This window comes from Actinoplanes subglobosus, assembly GCF_042650585.1.
In the GTDB taxonomy this organism is placed as follows: Bacteria; Actinomycetota; Actinomycetes; order Mycobacteriales; family Micromonosporaceae; genus Actinoplanes; species Actinoplanes subglobosus.
In genome coordinates this window covers 1-16,807 of record NZ_JBHSBL010000017.1, presented here as the reverse complement: position 1 = coordinate 16,807, position 16,807 = coordinate 1, and the positions used below count along the sequence as shown (strand labels likewise).

At 70.8% G+C, this 16,807-nt stretch carries 14 protein-coding genes; 9 read left to right on the top strand and 5 right to left on the bottom strand.

The window, feature by feature from the left end:
* Positions 1-36 precede the first annotated feature (36 nt).
* Both ACFO0C_RS17935 and ACFO0C_RS17930 read left to right on the top strand, forming a co-directional pair.
* Positions 37-1,521 carry a metallophosphoesterase gene (locus tag ACFO0C_RS17935; protein WP_378067796.1) on the top strand — a complete coding sequence of 495 codons (1,485 nt, stop codon included), beginning with the start codon at positions 37-39 and terminating at the stop codon, positions 1,519-1,521.
* Positions 1,522-1,586: 65 nt separating this feature from the next.
* Positions 1,587-4,715, top strand: coding sequence for a UvrD-helicase domain-containing protein (locus tag ACFO0C_RS17930; protein ID WP_378068498.1), 3,129 nt, complete (start codon positions 1,587-1,589; stop codon positions 4,713-4,715).
* Here ACFO0C_RS17930 and ACFO0C_RS17925 read toward each other — a convergent pair.
* Entirely contained in the window at positions 4,712-5,398 is a 687-nt protein-coding gene (locus tag ACFO0C_RS17925; protein ID WP_378067795.1) for a prepilin peptidase, read from the bottom strand. The genes ACFO0C_RS17930 and ACFO0C_RS17925 overlap by 4 nt on opposite strands.
* A 274-nt stretch (positions 5,399-5,672) precedes the next feature.
* Between ACFO0C_RS17925 and ACFO0C_RS17920 the strand changes: the two genes are divergently transcribed.
* The 4 genes from ACFO0C_RS17920 to ACFO0C_RS17905 all read left to right on the top strand — a co-directional run bounded on the left by ACFO0C_RS17920 (position 5,673) and on the right by ACFO0C_RS17905 (position 9,507).
* Positions 5,673-6,068 carry an LppU/SCO3897 family protein gene (locus ACFO0C_RS17920; protein WP_378067794.1) on the top strand — a complete coding sequence of 132 codons (396 nt, stop codon included), beginning with the start codon at positions 5,673-5,675 and terminating at the stop codon, positions 6,066-6,068.
* Between the two features lie 91 nt (positions 6,069-6,159).
* Positions 6,160-7,365: an AAA family ATPase gene (locus ACFO0C_RS17915; protein ID WP_378067793.1), complete on the top strand. Its 1,206-nt coding sequence runs from the start codon at positions 6,160-6,162 to the stop codon at positions 7,363-7,365.
* 27 nt (positions 7,366-7,392) lie between these two features.
* A complete protein-coding gene (locus ACFO0C_RS17910) occupies positions 7,393-7,890 on the top strand; it encodes a DoxX family protein (protein ID WP_378067792.1) in 498 nt (165 codons plus the stop codon).
* A 180-nt stretch (positions 7,891-8,070) separates the two neighbouring features.
* Positions 8,071-9,507 (top strand): glycosyltransferase family 87 protein, encoded by a 1,437-nt coding sequence (locus ACFO0C_RS17905; RefSeq protein ID WP_378067791.1) that lies wholly within the window; start codon positions 8,071-8,073, stop codon positions 9,505-9,507.
* Here the strand turns inward: ACFO0C_RS17905 and ACFO0C_RS17900 are convergent.
* From ACFO0C_RS17900 to moaC, 4 genes are read right to left on the bottom strand one after another with little or no spacing between them, the layout of a single operon-like run.
* Entirely contained in the window at positions 9,494-9,937 is a 444-nt protein-coding gene (locus ACFO0C_RS17900) for a molybdenum cofactor biosynthesis protein MoaE (protein WP_378067790.1), read from the bottom strand. The two genes, ACFO0C_RS17905 and ACFO0C_RS17900, sit on opposite strands and share 14 nt — an antisense overlap.
* Positions 9,934-11,151 carry a molybdopterin molybdotransferase MoeA gene (locus ACFO0C_RS17895; protein ID WP_378067789.1) on the bottom strand — a complete coding sequence of 406 codons (1,218 nt, stop codon included), beginning with the start codon at positions 11,149-11,151 and terminating at the stop codon, positions 9,934-9,936. The genes ACFO0C_RS17900 and ACFO0C_RS17895 overlap by 4 nt, the downstream gene beginning before the upstream one ends.
* 16 nt (positions 11,152-11,167) lie before the next feature.
* Positions 11,168-11,668 carry a MogA/MoaB family molybdenum cofactor biosynthesis protein gene (locus tag ACFO0C_RS17890; protein WP_378067788.1) on the bottom strand — a complete coding sequence of 167 codons (501 nt, stop codon included), beginning with the start codon at positions 11,666-11,668 and terminating at the stop codon, positions 11,168-11,170.
* On the bottom strand, positions 11,641-12,132 hold the full coding sequence (gene moaC, locus ACFO0C_RS17885; protein WP_378067787.1) for a cyclic pyranopterin monophosphate synthase MoaC: 492 nt from the start codon (positions 12,130-12,132) through the stop codon (positions 11,641-11,643). Before moaC ends, ACFO0C_RS17890 begins: the two co-directional genes overlap by 28 nt.
* 361 nt (positions 12,133-12,493) lie before the next feature.
* Between moaC and ACFO0C_RS17880 the strand changes: the two genes are divergently transcribed.
* Genes ACFO0C_RS17880 through ACFO0C_RS17870 form a run of 3 tightly spaced genes read left to right on the top strand, consistent with a single transcriptional unit; the run spans position 12,494 to position 16,690 of the window.
* A complete protein-coding gene (locus ACFO0C_RS17880; RefSeq protein ID WP_378068497.1) occupies positions 12,494-14,986 on the top strand; it encodes a putative bifunctional diguanylate cyclase/phosphodiesterase in 2,493 nt (830 codons plus the stop codon).
* The gene (locus ACFO0C_RS17875; RefSeq protein WP_378067786.1) at positions 14,983-16,296 is read left to right on the top strand and encodes a glycosyltransferase family 87 protein; all 1,314 of its coding nucleotides are present in this window, start codon (positions 14,983-14,985) and stop codon (positions 16,294-16,296) included. The genes ACFO0C_RS17880 and ACFO0C_RS17875 overlap by 4 nt, the downstream gene beginning before the upstream one ends.
* 1 nt (position 16,297) lies before the next feature.
* Positions 16,298-16,690, top strand: coding sequence for a TFIIB-type zinc ribbon-containing protein (locus ACFO0C_RS17870; protein ID WP_378067785.1), 393 nt, complete (start codon positions 16,298-16,300; stop codon positions 16,688-16,690).
* Positions 16,691-16,807 lie beyond the last annotated feature (117 nt).

The following is a 16,807-nucleotide window of genomic DNA, read 5'->3' as shown; positions in this document are numbered from 1 at the left end:
CACTTGGTCGGGCAAGTTGGGGGAGCTGCCACGTGAGTGGACGGCTGGGGAGGGTTCGGTTTGTTGCTGTTCTTCGTGGTGATTCTGCTCGTGATCGGCTTGATCCACTTCTACCTGTGGAAACGGCTGGTCCGTGACCCGCTGCGGCCGGGTTGGGGCCGCCGTGCCGGGACGATCGTGGCGGTGGGGCTCGGCATCCTCACGCCGTTGACCTTCATCGGTGTCCGCGCCGGGTATTTCGAATGGCTCTCGTGGCCCGGCTATCTCTGGATCGCCGTGATGTTCTACCTGCTCGTGACGCTGCTGGTGCTGGAGATTCCGCGACTGCTGCTGATGCGTCTGTGGGCCGGCCCTCGGCGCACCACTGTCGGTACCGCTGAGAAAGTGGCACCCGCGCCGGACCGCATCGCCGACGAGAAGCTGGCGAGCGTCGGCGCGCCGACAGGTGCGGCAACCGCAATCGCAACGCCGTCGGTCATCGGCGAGGAGCCACCGGCCACATCCGGCGACAGACCAGCCAAGCAGAGGCCGGCCGACGACGGCCGAACCAGCAACCGCCCAGCCGGAATCGGACCGACCGAAAACGTGCTGACCGAAAACGGACCGGCTGGAAACGGGCCCGGTGGCAACGAAGCGGCTGGAAACCGGCCGGACGCGAACGGGCCAGTCGGGATCGGGTCGGGCGAGGATGAGAAGCGGGGCATCGACCGACGGCTCCTGCTGGCCCGTGGCACCGCGATTTTCGCGGGCCTGACCGCCGCCGGCATCACCGGCTACGGGGTGAAGACCGCCACCAGCGCCCCACAGATCGACCGTTTCCAGATGCGGATGGCCAAGCTCCCACGAGCGATGGACGGTACCCGGATCGCGGTGGTCTCGGATATTCACATCGGCCCGCTGACCGGGGTCGACCACGCGCAGCGCATCGTCCAGGTGATCAACTCGGCGAATGCAGACCTGGTCTGCGTGGTCGGCGACCTGGTCGACGGCAGTGTGGCCGAGCTGGGCCGGTTCGCCGCGCCGCTGGCCGGCATCGAGTCGAGACACGGGGCGTTCTTCGTGACCGGCAACCACGAGTACTACTCGGGCGCGGAGGAGTGGGTCGAGGAGGTGTCCCGGCTGGGTATCCGGCCGTTGCGCAACGAGCGGGTGGCGATCGGCGGGCTGGACCTCGCCGGTGTGAACGACCTGTCCGGCGCGGACCAGGGCGACGCCCCGGATTTCGCCCGTGCACTGGGCGACCGGGACACCGCCCGGCCGGTGGTGCTGATGGCCCATCAGCCGGTGGCGGCGGTGGAGGCGGCGCCCTTCGGGGTGGACCTTCAGGTGTCGGGTCACACCCATGGTGGTCAGATGGCGCCGTTCAACCTGCTCGTGAAACTCCAGCAGCCGGTAGTCTCCGGCTTCGGGGAGGTGGACGGCGTGCCGGTTTACGTGACCAACGGCGCGGGTTTCTGGGGTCCACCGGTGCGGGTGGGCGCGCCTCCGCAGGTCACGGTCATCGAATTGCGTGTGGCATAACCCATCAAGATCGGTAAGTGTGTTTGAGCGTGGCGAAGCAAGGCGAGACCGACGGCCATGACAGGATGCGGGGTGTGGAGGTCAGCACGGATACATATGTCGCGGACCTGCACATTCATTCGCGCTATTCGCGCGCCTGTAGCCGCGATCTGACGCTGCCCAATCTGGCCTGGTGGGCCCGGCGCAAGGGCATCGCCCTGCTGGGCACCGGTGACTTCACCCACCCGGCCTGGTTCGAGCACCTCAAGGAAAGCCTGGAGCCGGCCGAGCCCGGCCTGTTCCGGCTCGCCGACGAGTCGCCGGTGACGAAGCGCCTGCCGGGTTCGCTGCGTGGCACCACGCCGGCCAGGTTCATGTTGAGCGTGGAGATCTCGACGATCTACAAGCGCGACGACAAGACCCGCAAGGTCCACCACCTGCTCTACGCACCCGACTTCGCTTCGGTCGAGAAGATCAATACGGCACTGGGCCGGATCGGCAACCTGACCGCGGACGGCCGGCCGATCCTGGGGCTGGACTCGCGGAACCTCCTGGAGATCACCCTGGAGGCGGGCGGCTATCTGATCCCGGCGCACATCTGGACGCCGTGGTTCTCCGCCCTGGGTTCGAAATCGGGATTCGACGCGATCGCCGACTGCTACGCCGACCTGGCCGACCATGTGACGGCGGTGGAGACCGGCCTCTCGTCGGACCCGGGGATGAACTGGCGGGTCTCCAGCCTGGATCGGTACCGCCTGGTCTCGAACTCGGACGCGCATTCGCCGGCTGCCCTGGCCCGCGAGGCCACCCTGTTCACCGGCACACCCGACTACTTCGCGGTGCGCGACGGCATCGGCCTGGCCGGGACGCTCGAGTTCTTCCCCGAGGAGGGCAAGTATCACGCGGATGGCCACCGGGCCTGCGGCGTGAACTGGGAGCCCGCTCGCACCCGCGAGGCGAACGGGCGCTGCCCGGAGTGCGGCCGTCCGCTGACCGTCGGCGTGCTGAGCCGGGTCGAGGATCTGGCCGACCGCCCGGAGGGCTACCACCGCGACGACCATGTCGAGCACCTGATTCAGCTGCACGAGATCATCGGCGAGATCCACGGCGTCGGCCCGAAGTCGAAGACCGTCGAGTCCCAGTTGAACCACCTGGTGGCGACGCTCGGCGCCGAGCTGGACATCCTGCGGAAGGTTCCGGTCGACGAGATCGGCAAGGCCGGCGGCGACGAGCTGCGTGAGGCGATCACGCGGCTGCGGCGCGGCGACGTGCGGCGGGTGCCGGGGTATGACGGCGAGTACGGCGTGATCACCCTGTTCGACCCGGGTGAGCTGCGCAACCGCAACAGCGCCCCGCAGACCGAGACGCTTTTCGACTTCCCGTCCGAACAGCCGAAACCTCGCGTCGAGCCGACGAAGGAGAAGGCGAAACCGAAGGCCAAGCCGGCCAAGGAGAAGCCGGCCCCGCCGCCGCTGGCGCCGCCCCCCAGCCCGCACGAGCCGTTCGAGCCGATGCTCGCCGGGATGGAGGAGGTCGGCACCGGCCTGCTGGACCGTCTCGACGCGATGCAGCGGGTGGCCGCATCGGCGCCGGGCGGTCCGCTGCTGATCGTCGCGGGCCCGGGCACCGGCAAGACGCGTACCCTGACGCACCGGATGGCGTACCTCTGCGCCGAGCTGGGTGTCTTCCCCGAGCGCTGCCTGGCGATCACGTTCACCCGGCGGGCTGCCGCCGAGCTGAAGGAGCGGCTGGAGGCGTTGCTGGGTGACGTGGCCGAGGACATCACCGTGGGCACGTTCCACTCCCTGGGCCTGACCGTTCTGAAGGAGAACGCGAAGGCGGCCGGGCTCGGTTCGAGCTGGCGGATCGCCGACGACCAGGAACAGGCGCAGGCCCGGGAGCAGGCCGGTGACGACGACGCGGCGTACCGCAAGCTGCTGCGCCAGCAGGAGCTGGTGGACCTGGACGACCTGATCAGCGTGCCGGTCGCGCTGCTGCGTGAGGACCCGGCGCTGGTCGAGCGATACCGCAGGCGCTGGCAGTGGATCTTCGTGGACGAGTACCAGGATGTCGACGAGCTGCAGTACGAGCTGTTGCGCCTGCTCAGCCCACCGGACGGCAACCTGTGCGCGATCGGTGACCCGGACCAGGCGATCTACTCGTTCCGTGGCGCGGACGTGCAGTACTTCCTCCGGTTCAACGCCGACTTCGTGGACGCCCGGCTGGTCCGGCTGACCCGCAACTACCGGTCGTCGGCGCCGATCCTGGCCGCCGCGGTGCAGGCGATCGCTCCGACGACGTTGGTCAGCGGCCGCCGGCTGGATCCGGCCCGGCTCGATCCCGAGGCGTCGCTGGTCGGGCGTTACTCGGCCCGCAGTGTCGCCGACGAGGCCGACTTCGTGGTCCGGACGATCGACGAGCTGGTCGGCGGTCTGTCGCACCGGTCGCTCGACTCGGGCCGCGTCGACTCCCGTACGGCTGCGGTCGGCAATCTGTCGTTCTCGGACATCGCCGTGCTCTACCGCACCGATGCCCAGTCCGGCCCGATCATGGATGCGCTGTCCCGTGCCGGCATCCCGGTGCAGAAGCGGTCCCACAACCGGCTCCGCGACCGGCCCGGTGTCCCGGAGATCGCCCGGGAGCTTCGGCACGCCGGCGGTGCGGGCGGTCCGCTGCCCGCCCGGGTGAAGGCGGCCGCTCAGGCACTGGCCCAGCGCTGTGCGGCCCCGACCCTGGACGGCGTTCAGCTCGCCCCCGAGGACGTCCGGCTCGCCGCCGAGCTGCTGCTGCCGCTGGCCGACCGGATCGGTGACGACCTGCCGCTCTTCCTGCAGCAGCTGGCGACGGGCGCCGAGGTGGACGCCCTGGACCCGCGCGCCGAGGCGGTCAACCTGCTCACCCTGCACGCCGCGAAGGGCCTGGAGTTCCCGGTGGTGTTCCTGGTCGGGTGCGAGGACGGGCTGCTGCCGCTGCGCTGGCCGGGTTCGACGCCGTCGGAGGAGGAGGTCGCCGAGGAGCGGCGACTGTTCTTCGTGGGCCTGACCCGTGCCCAGGACCGGCTGTACGTGAGCAGTTCGGCGAAGCGGTTCCGGCACGGCAGTGAGCGGGAGCAGTCACCAACCCCGTTCCTCGATGTGATCGATTCCGGACTTTTCGAGAAGCTCGGTGAGGCCATGCCGGCTCGTCCGAAGGACCGGCAGCTGAGACTGCTCTAGAAGGCTGTGAAGGCGGCCGGCAGGAACCCGGCGAGGAGGGCCGGCCCGAACGGAAGGGGTCGTCCCTTCCGGGTCACCAGCAACCAGGTGGCGATCGCGCCGTTGAGCAGGTGGGCGGTGCCGAGGCAGACGGCCACCGCCGGCCAGCCCGCGAACCCGAGCAGGAACGCCAGTGCCGCCCCCAGTTTCACGTCGCCGAGGCCGAGTCCACGCCCGGGCAGCAGGGCGATCGCCAGATAGGCGGCGCCGACCAGTGCGCCCGCGGTCAGTGCTGGGACGATCCGGTCCGGGACGAGCAGTGCCGTCGGAACTCCGCCGGCGACCGCGAACAGGCCGACCAGCCGATCGGGCAGCCGCAGGCAGCCGAGGTCGATCATCGCCAGCAGGATTCCCGGGACCGCGGCGAGCAGGTATACGGGCAGTGCCGGTACCGGTCCGAGGGCAGCCGCCAGCAGACCGGCGATCACCGCGAACGCCACCGGCGGCCAGTGTCCGCCGGTGCCGCAGGACGGTCCAGCGTGGATCCAGCCGGCTGCTCCCGCTGGGTACGCCCGCCCGCACCGTCCACAGTCGCTGCGGGCCGGGGCTCCGAAGGGGACGGTCAGCCGGTGGGCGATCCGGGGCACGAAGGCACCGGCCGCCGCGCCGAAGAGCATCGACAAGATCACTAGTTGTGACGACACGAAGGTGAAAGGTATCCGATTGTCCGCCGCACGCTACGGTGGCAGGCAGCGTAGACCGCTTCTGGAGGTTCCCCCGATGTCTCAGAACGGGCCGTACCCTGGCCATTCATGGCCGAGCGGCAGCCCTGAGCAGCCATACTCGGAGCCCTCGGATCCCTGGAGCGGGCAGGCGCACGAGCTACCGCAGCAGTCGGCCTATGCCCCTCCACCCGAGTGGCAGAAACCGGAGTGGAAGAAGCCGCCGGCTCGGCGCGGGTTCGCGATGGGTGCGACGGTGGCGGCGCTGAGTGTGCTGATCGGTGGCGGCGTGGCGACGGCGGCCTGGTTCACGCTGGGTGGCAAGAAGGATCCGGTGACCGGCGCCACGACGGCTGCCACGACTGCCGCCGCTCCGGGGCCGCGCCCGCAGACCAGTGCGGACGCGCGGTTCGCGACGAAGGGCCAGTGCGTCCGCAATGAGGGCTCGAACACGGAGCCGAAGCTGCGGATCGTGGTGTGCACGGCCAACACGTACGAGATCTTGAAGCGGATCGACGGCAAGACGACCGGCGAGCGGGACGCGATCCGTAAGTGCGCATCGATCCCTAAATACACCAAGTGGTACTACTACGACACCGGGTATGACGACGTCGATTTCGTCCTGTGCCTGCGCGAGTATGAGCCCGTCTAGCACTTTCTAGCAGCACAGCTAGACGCACTTAGAGGATGATATCGAGCAGACTCTAGCGCTGACGCTAGAGAGCCCGATACGGTGCTACGTCATGGATCCGGTGCGGAACCCGTACGCTCCGGGCGCCGGTCAGCGCCCGCCCGAGCTGGCCGGTCGCGGCCGCGAGCTGGACGCTTTCGACATCGTCCTGGAGCGGGTGGCCCGGGGCCGTCCGGAGCGCAGCCTGGTCCTGACCGGTCTGCGCGGCGTCGGCAAGACGGTGCTGCTCAACACCCTGCGCTCGGCGGCGATCGGGCGACTCTGGGGCACCGGCAAGATCGAGGCCCGGCCGGATCAGTCGCTGCGCCGCCCGGTCTCCGGCGCGCTGCACATGGCGATCCGCGAGCTGGCCCCGCACCACCGCGACCCGGACCGGGTGGACGAGGTGCTCGGCGTGCTCAAGGCGTTCGCGCTGCGGGCCAACGACGGTAACGCGAAACTGCGCGACCGGTGGGCGCCCGGTATCGACGTCCCGGCGGCCCGGGGTCGCGCCGACTCCGGCGACATCGAGATCGACCTGGTCGAGCTCTTCACCGACGCCGCTTCCCTGGCCACCGACGTGGGCACCGGGATCGCCCTGTTCATCGACGAGATGCAGGACCTGAGCGCGACCGACGTCTCGGCTCTCTGCGCGGCCTGCCACGAGTTGTCCCAGCTGGGTGCGCCGCTGATCGTGGTGGGTGCCGGGCTGCCGCACCTGCCGGCCGTGCTGTCGGCGGCGAAGTCGTATTCCGAGCGCCTGTTCCGCTACGCGCGGATCGACCGGCTCGACCGGGACGCCGCCGACCTGGCGCTGGGTGTCCCCGCCGAGCGGGAGGGTGTGGACTACGACCAGGAGGCGCTGGATCTGCTCTACGAGAAGTCGGGCGGGTATCCGTACTTCGTCCAGGCCTATGGGAAGGCGACCTGGGACCACGCGCCGCAGACGCCGATCACCGCGGACGACGTGCGGGTGGCCGCGCCGGAGGCGGAGGGTGAGCTGGCGGTCGGCTTCTTCGGCTCCCGGTTCGAGCGGGCCACCCCGGCCGAGCGGGAGTACATGCGGGCGATGGCGGCGCTCTCCGACGATCCGGGCAACGACATGGACGCCGCCGTGCCGACCTCGGAGATCGCGATCTCTCTCGGCCGCAAGCCGGCCAGTCTCTCCCCGGCCCGCGACGCCCTGATCAAAAAAGGACTCATCTACTCGGGCGAGCGTGGCACGGTGGCGTTCACCGTCCCGCACTTCGGCCGCTACCTCAGAACGCAGCCGGTATGAGGGCGGCAATGCGGGTATAACCGGGTGATGAGGCCCGTACGCTCCGCAGCCCGCGCGATGCTCGCGTCGATCTTCGTCGTCGACGGCATCCGCACCCTGGCCCGGCCGGATTCGCGCGTCGAGGCGGTGCGCCCGCTCACCGACCGGGTGACCCCGCTGCTCGAGCGGACCGATCCACGCCTGCCCACCGACCCGCGCACCCTGATCCGGATCAAGGCGGTCGCCGACGTCGCGGCCGGGCTCGCGCTGGCCACCGGACGGTTCACCCGGCCGGCCGCGGCGGTCCTGGCGGCCGGGCTGATCCCGCACGCCGCGACCGAGAAGGGCGATCCCGACCACCTGCTGCGCAACCTCGGACTGCTCGGCGGGCTACTCCTCGCGGCGGTCGACACCCAGGGCCGTCCGGGTCTTCATTATCGGACATCGCACGCGATCGACCGGAGCCAGCGATCGGTGCGCCGGGCGGTGCGGACCGCCCGGCGGGACGCCAAGATCGCCGTTGCTGTGCGTAAATTGCCCGGCTAACAACCTTCTTGCGGCCTTTGCGTTAAAGCGGACGAGGGGCCGCGCGGTCGGTCAGCGCCTTCTAAGCTCGCTTCCGCTCGGACACCCTGCCAGCCGTTCCCGGCCGTTGCGCTCGTCGCGCCGGCGGGCGGGCCGACCGGCAGGACGTGCCGTGCCCGGGAACGAGACGGGGGTCGCGCCATGCCGGCAATCAGGAACATCGCGCTCAGTGCTGCGCGCATGCGGTCCGGACTGGTCGCCGTGGGCGTCCTGGTCACGGCCGCGATCATCACCCTCTGTCTGCGGCGGTACGGCCTGAGCACCCTCGCCGTCGAACATGAGGCGATCCGGGGCTGGCTGGCCGGGGACGGGCTCTACGCGTACCGCTCTCCGGAGAATGAAGCCGGAGCCGCGCAGCCACCCGCACTGACGCTGCTGCTCACGCCCCTCACCCTGTTGCCGCTCGTGGCAGCCGGATGGCTGCTCGCTCTCGCCGGCCTGGCCGCACTGCTGCTCGTCACCCTTATCATGGCCGGCCCGGTGGCCCGTCGCCATGGTCGCCGCCGCGGCCCGTTCGTGCTGGCCGCGGCCGCGTTGGCGCTGCTCGCCGAGCCGGTCCGTGCCGCCGTCGGCCTCGGCCGTCCGGAGCTGCTGATCTTCGCTCTGCTCGCCGCGGATCTGGTCGGTCTGCGCCGTGCGGCCCGGGTCCGCCACCGGTCCCTGGCCGCGCTGCTGCGGTCGCGCCGATCGCCTCGCGGCCGGGCGCCGATCGCCGTCCGCCTGACCCGAGCGTTCCGTCGCGCCGACTATATAGGCGATTTGTCGCAGTCGTCGAAGCGCTCCGAGGTCGACCAGACCGGCGGCGGCACCCTCCGCCGGATCTGGGCCGGTGGCTCCTGGGCCGGCATCGGCACCGGCCTGGCCACCGCATTCAGTGCGACAGCCCTGCTCTTCGTCGTCTACCTGCTGGTCACGCGGCAACGCCGGGCCGCACTCACCGCCGTGGCGACCGCGACGATGGTCACCCTCGGTGTCCTGGTCGTGGCTCCGGCCGAGACCTTCGCCTGGTACGGGACGACGATGTGGGAACTCGCCCGGCCCGCCCCGGTCAGCGACCTCGACAACCAGTCACTGGCCGGTGTGATGGCCCGCCTGTACGGCTTCCCCGCCCCGCCGGTTCTGGTGTGGTTCTCCTTCGGCATCCTGCTGGTGGCCGTCGGCCTGATCCGCGCCCGCTCCGCCCACACCGAGGGCGATGAGGTCGCCGCCTTCACGCTGGTCGGCCTGACCATCGCCGTCGCCGGCCCGGTCACCACCGCTGCCGAGAGCCTGTGGCTTCTCCCCGCCGTCCTGATCCTGGCCGACGCCGGGCTGCGCCGTCGCCTCAGCAGCCGGCTGCCCCGGGCGACACGCCGGGCCGGGACCGCCTACCTGACCATGGCGGCCGCCGGTTACCTGATCCTGATCACCACGCCGGTCTGGTCGCTGCGCTGGAACCTGCCCGCGCTGACCCTGATCCTGCTGGTCAACACCCTGCCGTGGCGTCAGGGCTCACCCGCGCTGCCGACCATCCGGCCGGCACCGCACCGCCCGGCGGCGATCCCCCTGCCCCGCGGTGGGACGGTCAGGGGCAGTTGACCCACTCCTCGGTGCCGTCGAGGAAGACCTGACGTTTCCAGATCGGCAGACGCGCTTTCGCCTCGTCGACCAGCCGGCCGCACGCGGCGAAGGCCGCCGCCCGGTGCGCCGTGCTGACCGCGGCGACCAGGGCCACGTCACCGATCGCCAGCGTGCCGATCCGGTGGGACACGGCCACCGCGTAGACGGCCGGGTCGGCGGCGATCTCCTCGGCCACCTCACGCAGGATCGCGGCGGCGGTCGGGTGACCCTCGTACTCGAGAAGGGTGACGCCGCGACCGTGATCGTGGTCGCGGACCACACCCTGGAAGGAGACGACGGCACCGGCCCGCGGGTCGGCGACGGCCGCCTCGTGCGCGGCCAAGTCCAGGGGCTCGTCGACGACGGCGGTCAGTGCCACCAGTCCGGCAACGGCGTCGGAGGTGGTCATGGGCGCTCCCCGGGCGTCAGAGGAAGGGGCAGGAAGGGCACCGTGTCGCCGTCGGCGGCCTGGGTGCCGGGCCGGACGACGACGAAACCGTGCGAGTTGGCCAGGCCGCGAAGCATCGCCGAGCCGACGTGACCGGCCGGGGTGGCGGTGCGTCCGGTGGCGTCGAGAGCGGCCAGAGCCAGGTGGGTGAAGCCGCCACGGCCCGCCACGTCGGCACCCGCGGTGACCGACGGCAGCGGCGGCAGAGCGCGGCCCCGCAGGCCGGCGAGCAGCGGAGCGACCAGCGTGACCAGGGCGATCACGGCGGACTGCGGATTACCGGGAAGGCCGGCCAGGAAACGGGGCCGCCCGTCCGGGCCGGGGACGCGGGCCAGCAGCATCGGGAAACCAGGGCGCACGGCGACGGTGTTCACGATGTACTCCGCGCCGAGCTCGGCCAGCGCCGGATGCAGGTGGTCGACCGGCCCGTTCATCGTGCCGCCGGTGGTGCAGACCAGGTCGGCGGTCTCCAGGGCGCTCCGGATGGCGTCGAGATGGGCGACGAGGGTGTCCTTGACCGGGCCGTGCACCGACTCGACGGTCGCGCCGTAACGCCGCAGCCAGCCGGGCACCTGCGGACCGAGGGAGTCGCGGACCCGGCCCGCTCCCGGTGGCCCGGCGGTGAGCAGCTCGTCACCGAAGACCAGCAGCGCCGCGCGGGGCACCGGGTGGACCGCGAGCGACTCGTAACCGCAGGTGGCGGCGACCCCGACGACCGCCGGATCGACCGCCGTGCCGGCCGGGAAGAGCTCCTCGCCACGGCGGGCCTCCTCGCCGGGCAGCCGCCAGTCGGGAATCGCGCGGGGCTCGCCGGAGACACGGCCATCGGTGCCGGTGACCGAATCCTCGACCCGGATCAGAGCGGTCGCGTTGTCCGGAACCATCGCGCCGGTGGCGATCTCGACGCAGTCGCCGTCAGCGGTGAGTGGTGGTGGGGTGCCACCGGCGAGGACGCGGCCGACCGGGCGCCACGGACCGATCCCGCGCACGGCCCAGCCGTCGATGCTCGACGTCGGAAACGCGGGCAGATCGGTGAGGGCGCGCAACGGCTCCGCGAGGGTCCGGCCGTCGGCCACGGCCAGCGGGATCGTCTCCGCGCCGCCGACCGCGTCACGCCCCGCCCGATAGGCGAGCGTGCGCGCCAATTCCCAGTCCACAGGGGTCGACTCGGTCACCGGGAAAGCCTAGCGCTCAGTGGTCGCCACCCCTGATCTGGTCCACCGTGTGGGCAAGCAGCGGACCGAGCACGGCCAGGCCGTCCTTGGCGCCTCCGGTGGAGCCGGGCAGGTTGACGATCAGGGTGCGCCCGGCGACTCCGGCGAGCCCCCGGGACAGGGCCGCGGCCGGCACCTTGTCGCGGCTGTGCGCGCGGATCGCCTCGGCGATGCCGGGGATCTCGAAGTCGAGCAGGCCGCGGGTGGCCTCGGGGGTGCGGTCGGTCGGGGTGACTCCGGTTCCGCCGCTGGTCAGGACGACGTCGACACCATCGGCGACGGCGGCGCGGAGGGCTTCGGCTACAGGATCCCCATCGGGTACGACCACCGGCTCCGCATCCACGTCACAACCGAGCTCCCGGAGACCGGCGACGAGACGGGGCCCGCTGGTGTCGGCGTAGACACCGGCCGCCGCCCGGTTCGAGGCGACGACGACACGTGCTCTGATGGTCACGGCCGGTCCTCCGGGCGTACCCAATCGCCGGTCTTGCCGCCCTCTTTGCGCAGCACCCGGATGTTTTCCAGGCTCGCCGCGGGGTCGACCGCCTTGATCATGTCAATCATCGCGAGGCCGGCCGTCGCAACGGCGGTGAGTGCCTCCATCTCGACGCCGGTCCGGTCGGCGGTCTTGGTGATCGCGGTGATCTCGACGGTGTCGGCGGTGAGGTCCAGTTCGACCTTGACGCCGTGCAGCCCGATCGGATGACACAGCGGAATCAGGTCAGGTGTCCGTTTCGCCCCCATGATCCCGGCGAGACGGGCGACCGCGAGGGCGTCGCCCTTCGGGAGGTCGTCCCGGCGCAACAGGTCGACGACGTCGGCGGTGGTGCGGACCCGCCCGGCGGCGATGGCGCGACGGTCGCTCACCGCTTTGGCCGATACATCGACCATGCGCGCGGCGCCGCTCTCATCGACGTGAGTGAGCTGACTTTCCTGGGGCATACCGGGAGCTTAGTTCGCAACGTTGCAGTATTCGCTTCACGCTCCGTCCACACTGCTCAGCGATGCTGCGGCAAGCTTGGAAAATAGAATTGCCGGCGACTGAATGACGCGATTCTCATTGCGATGAGTTTCCATTCAGAAACTGTCCGTAGCGGCGCGTCGCCCTATTGTCGCATTCTGCGCATAGCGACAGGATCCACTGGAATCCGGCACCTATCAGGATCTAAATTCTCTCCTGTCAGGACGACTTAGGGCAAACCGGGAGGGAATGCGCCATGCGCAACAACCAAGAGTGGGGCTGAAACCGGTAGTTTGTGCCTTGAGCGACGATCCGATCGCGCTCGGCAACGACAAGGACGACATGTCTTCGGACGAGAGTGACGACAACGCGACCGATCGGCAGCTTCGACTGCTCGTCGGTCTCGTCGTCGTGTTGGGGCTCTGTGTCGTCGCCGGCTTCGCCGCCTACGCGCTGACGCTCGCCGAGCCGCCGCCGCACCCGCTGGTCCTGGCCGGCCTCTGCGGCAGCCTGATCATCGCCAACCGGGTGAAGGTCCTGGTCCGCGTCAAGGCAAACACCGACAGCACCACCTGGGGCGAGATCCCGGTCCTGGTCGGGCTGACCCTGATCCCGGCGCCGTGGGTGGTGTTCTGCGCCGTGATCGCGATGGCCGTCCTCCGTTGCCTGAAGCATCTCGGCTTACAGAAATCCGTGTTCGGCGTGGCCAAGGAGGCGCTGACCGCCGGTTCCGCCGCCGCCGTCTTCCTCGCCTTCGGCGTGCACCCCGATCTGACCGACCCCACCCTGCCGGTCCTGCCGATCATCGTGGCGCTCATCACCTTCGTGATCGTCGACCACGCCGTCTTCTCCCCGGTCCTGTCCGTCGCGACCGGCACCGGCATCCGTCAGGTGGCGCTGCACCACTGGCCCAGCAAGGTCATCTGCTGGCTCGGTGAGCTCGCCACCGCCCTGCTGGTCGTCGGTGTGCTCGCCACCGGGGCGAGCGTCCTGCTCCTGCTGGTCGTCCCGCTCGTTGTGCTCTGCATGCACCTGTGGCAGTCCCGCAGCGTCCGCACCCGCGAGGAGCGGGAGTCCTGGCAGCGCCTGGCCAAGGCCACCGATGAGCTGAACGCGGTCGACCTCACCCAGGTCCTGCACTCGGCGACGACCCGGGCGGCGCAGATCTTCTCCGCCGCCGAGTCCGCGATCGACCTGACCGGCCGCACGGTCCGCGCCACCGCGTCCCAGGTCCTCACCGACGGTCCGCGGCCGGCCGCGGGCATCACCCCGGCCGACGAGACCTCGGTCGACCTGATCGCCCACGACGGCAGTGTCCGGGTCGGTGTGCTGCGGCTGCGGTTCGGCGGGACGGTCCGGCTCACCGAGGTCGAGCAGTACAAGTTGCGGACTTTCGCATCGGCGGTGTGCACGGCCATCCGCAACGCGCAGGCGTACGCCGAGCTGGCCCGGATAGCCGCCGAGAACGCGCACGCCGCCACCCACGATCCGCTCACCGGCCTGGCCAACCGCCGTCGCCTCTACGAGCGGGCCGAGCAGGTGTTCCGGTCCACCGGTCAGGGCCTGTTCGCCCTGCTGCTGATCGACCTGAACCACTTCAAAGAGGTGAACGACACCCTCGGCCACGCCGCCGGCGACCAGGTGCTGCGCGAGGTGGCCACCCGTCTGCGTGACGCTGCCGAGCCCGGTGACCTGGTGGCGCGGCTCGGCGGCGACGAGTTCGCGGTCCTGCTGACCGGCCTGCCGACGCCCGCGCTGGCCGGGCACCGGGCCACCGGCATGCTCGCCACCCTCGACACGATCATCGAGGTCGAGGGCATGCGGCTGACCATCGAGGCGGCCGGCGGCATCGCCCTGGCCGCCGGCACCGGCAGCGTCGAGGAGCTGATGCGTCGCGCCGACATCGCGATGTACCAGGCGAAACGCGCCGGAGAGCAGATCGTCGTCTACGCGCACGCCCGCGACACCGCCGACCTCGAACGGCTGATGCTCACCGGCGAGCTGCGCCGGGCCGTCGCCGAGCACGAGTTCACCGTCGACTTCCAGCCGATCGTCGACCTGGGCACCGGCGAGGTGCTGGCCGCCGAGGCGCTGGCCCGCTGGCACCACCCCGACCAGGGCAGTCTCAGCCCGGTCCGGTTCCTGGAGACCGTCGAGCGGTCCGGACAGCTGCCCGCCTTCGCCGACGCGGTCCTCGAGCAGTCGCTCATCGCCCGGCAGAGCTGGCGCGACGCCGGCTTCGACCTGCCGGTCGCGGTCAACGTGTCACCACGCAGCCTGCTCGACCCGACCTTCCCCGGCTCGGTGCTGGCCCGGCTGGCCCGGCACGACGTCGCCGCCGACCGGCTCGTCCTCGAACTCACCGAGACCCTCACTGTCAGTCAGCTCGACGTGGTCGAGCGCACCCTCGCCGAGCTGCGCAACGCCGGGGTGCGACTGGCCATCGACGACTTCGGCACCGGCGTCTCGTCACTGTCGGTGCTCTCCCGCATCCCGGTGCACCAACTCAAGATCGACCGCGAGTTCGTGGCCGGGGTGGAGACGTCGGCCGAGTCCGCCGCCGTCGTCCGGACCACCGTCGACCTGGCCCGTAACCTGCACCTGACGGTGGTGGCCGAGGGGGTGGAGAGCGAGCCGCAGCGCCGTGCGCTCTGGGCTCTCGGCTGCGTCGCCGGCCAGGGGCACCTGTTCGCCCGGCCGTACTCCGCGGCACGTTTCCTGGGCATGCTGCAGCGCGGCTCCGGTGGCCGGCCCGGTGTGCTGGCGGCGGCCCTGCACGACGAGGGTTCGGTCGTCCGCCTGCCTATGCGCCGTCTGCCAAACTTGCCCGCGTGACCAAGAAGCTGGACCTGGCCCTCTACGCCCTATCCGCGGTCTTCGCGCTGGTCACCGCACTGACCTCGACGTTGCTGCCGCACCGCGCCTGGGGTGCGGTGGCGGCCGGGGGCTATCTGGCCGCCGCGCTGCTGGTCTACCTGGTCCAACGCCGTGACCTGCTCGCCTGGGCGACGTGGGGGGCGGTGGCCCTGCTGCCGCTGGTCATTCAGGCCGTCCAGCGGGCCGGTGGGCGGACCGATCGGGCCCAGGAGGAGGTGCTGGTCGTCGAGCACATGGGCGAGTCGCTGCTGCGCAGTGGCACGCCCTACCTGAGCCGTACCGAGATCGCGGCGATTCCGCTCGACGAGCGGCTTCTGGGCTATCGCCCCTATCAGCCAGGGATGTCCGTGTTCGGCGTTCCGCGCGCTCTGGCGGGCGATCACTGGTTCACCGACGCGAGGATCTGGTTCGCGATCGCCACGGTGGTCACCCTCGGCGCGGCCGTCACCCTTCTGCGGTCCCTGCCAAACCCAGCGGTGATACGGGCTCCGCGTACCTTTCTCGCCTGGATCCGTCCGGCCGCCCCCGTAGGCCCGGCATCAGCACCCGATCCGGACCGTCCTTCCTCCGAACCCCTTGTCGTTTCGCCGGTCTCGCCGGCTCTCGTCCGGGCCGTCCAGGCTGCCACCGTCCTTCCGGTGACCGCGTTGACGCTGGCCACCGGTGGCGACGACATCCCGGTCCTGGCCCTGTGCCTGCTGGCCCTGGCCCTGGCCGCGACCGGCCGCCCCGGTTGGTCCGGCACAGCCGTCGGAGCGGCCGCCGCCTGCAAACTCTTCGCCCTGCCGGTGGTGGCCGTCCTGATCGTGTACTCCGTGGTCACCGGAACGTGGCGGCGTTTCCTCCCCGGCGCGGTCGGCCTGCCCCTGCTGGCTCTGCTGCCGCCACTGCTCGTCGACGCGGACGCCCTGATCGAAAACGTGCTCCGCTTCCCCATGGGCCACGGTCTCGTCACCAGCCCCGCGCAGTCCCCGTTCCCCGGCTACCTGATCGCCCAGTCCCTGCCCGCCGGCCGCTACATCGCCTCCGGCCTGCTGATACTCGCCGCCGCGGTCATCGGGTTCCTGCTCCTGCGCCGCCCTCCGCGTACCGCGACCTCCGCCGCCCTCTTCTGCGGCTACGGACTCCTGACCGCGATCCTGCTGATGCCGACGACACGATTCGGATACCTGCTCTACCCGGCCGCTTTGCTGCTTTTCGCCCCAGCACTCAGCAAGGACACAGGTTCTTCGGCCCCACGGCATGACACGGCCTTGTACCGTCATTGAAATGCATATGACGTGTCCCAAGTGCCACGGCGAGATGCGGGTCTACGAGCGCAGCGGCGTCACGATCGACCAGTGCAGCGAGTGCCGCGGCATCTTCCTTGACCGCGGCGAGCTGGAGAAGCTGTTCGCTGCCGAAGCGAGCTACAACCGCGCCCCGTCCGGCGGCCAGGCGCCTCCTCCGCCGCCGCCCGCCCCCCACGCGCCGCACGCTCCCGCGCCGCCGATGCACCAGCCCGGTTACGCGCCCCCGCCCCCGCCGCCTTACGGGGCTCCGGCACCGCACGGCTATCCGCCGCCGGTCCCGGCTTACGGCCACCACGGCCACTACCGGCGCGGTTACGGCCACCACGGCCACTACCGGCGGCGCGGTTTCCTGCACGACCTCTTCGACTGAGCCAATCGGCTCCGCGGCCTCGTAGCCGGTGAGGAGTCAGGAGCTTTCACACCGCCCACGGTTCCCGCAGGCGGCCGAAGGCTCACACCTCCTCACCGGCGGCTGCGCCACCCAGCC

Coding starts and splice junctions, on each gene's coding strand:
- ACFO0C_RS17930 (WP_378068498.1), top strand. CDS start 1,587: ATGCGGGGTGTGGAGGTCAGCACGGATACATATGTCGCGGACCTGCAC.
- ACFO0C_RS17880 (WP_378068497.1), top strand. CDS start 12,494: ATGTCTTCGGACGAGAGTGACGACAACGCGACCGATCGGCAGCTTCGA.
- ACFO0C_RS17900 (WP_378067790.1), bottom strand. CDS start 9,937: ATGACCACCTCCGACGCCGTTGCCGGACTGGTGGCACTGACCGCCGTC.
- ACFO0C_RS17870 (WP_378067785.1), top strand. CDS start 16,298: ATGCATATGACGTGTCCCAAGTGCCACGGCGAGATGCGGGTCTACGAG.
- moaC (WP_378067787.1), bottom strand. CDS start 12,132: ATGCCCCAGGAAAGTCAGCTCACTCACGTCGATGAGAGCGGCGCCGCG.
- ACFO0C_RS17915 (WP_378067793.1), top strand. CDS start 6,160: ATGGATCCGGTGCGGAACCCGTACGCTCCGGGCGCCGGTCAGCGCCCG.
- ACFO0C_RS17905 (WP_378067791.1), top strand. CDS start 8,071: ATGCCGGCAATCAGGAACATCGCGCTCAGTGCTGCGCGCATGCGGTCC.
- ACFO0C_RS17910 (WP_378067792.1), top strand. CDS start 7,393: ATGAGGCCCGTACGCTCCGCAGCCCGCGCGATGCTCGCGTCGATCTTC.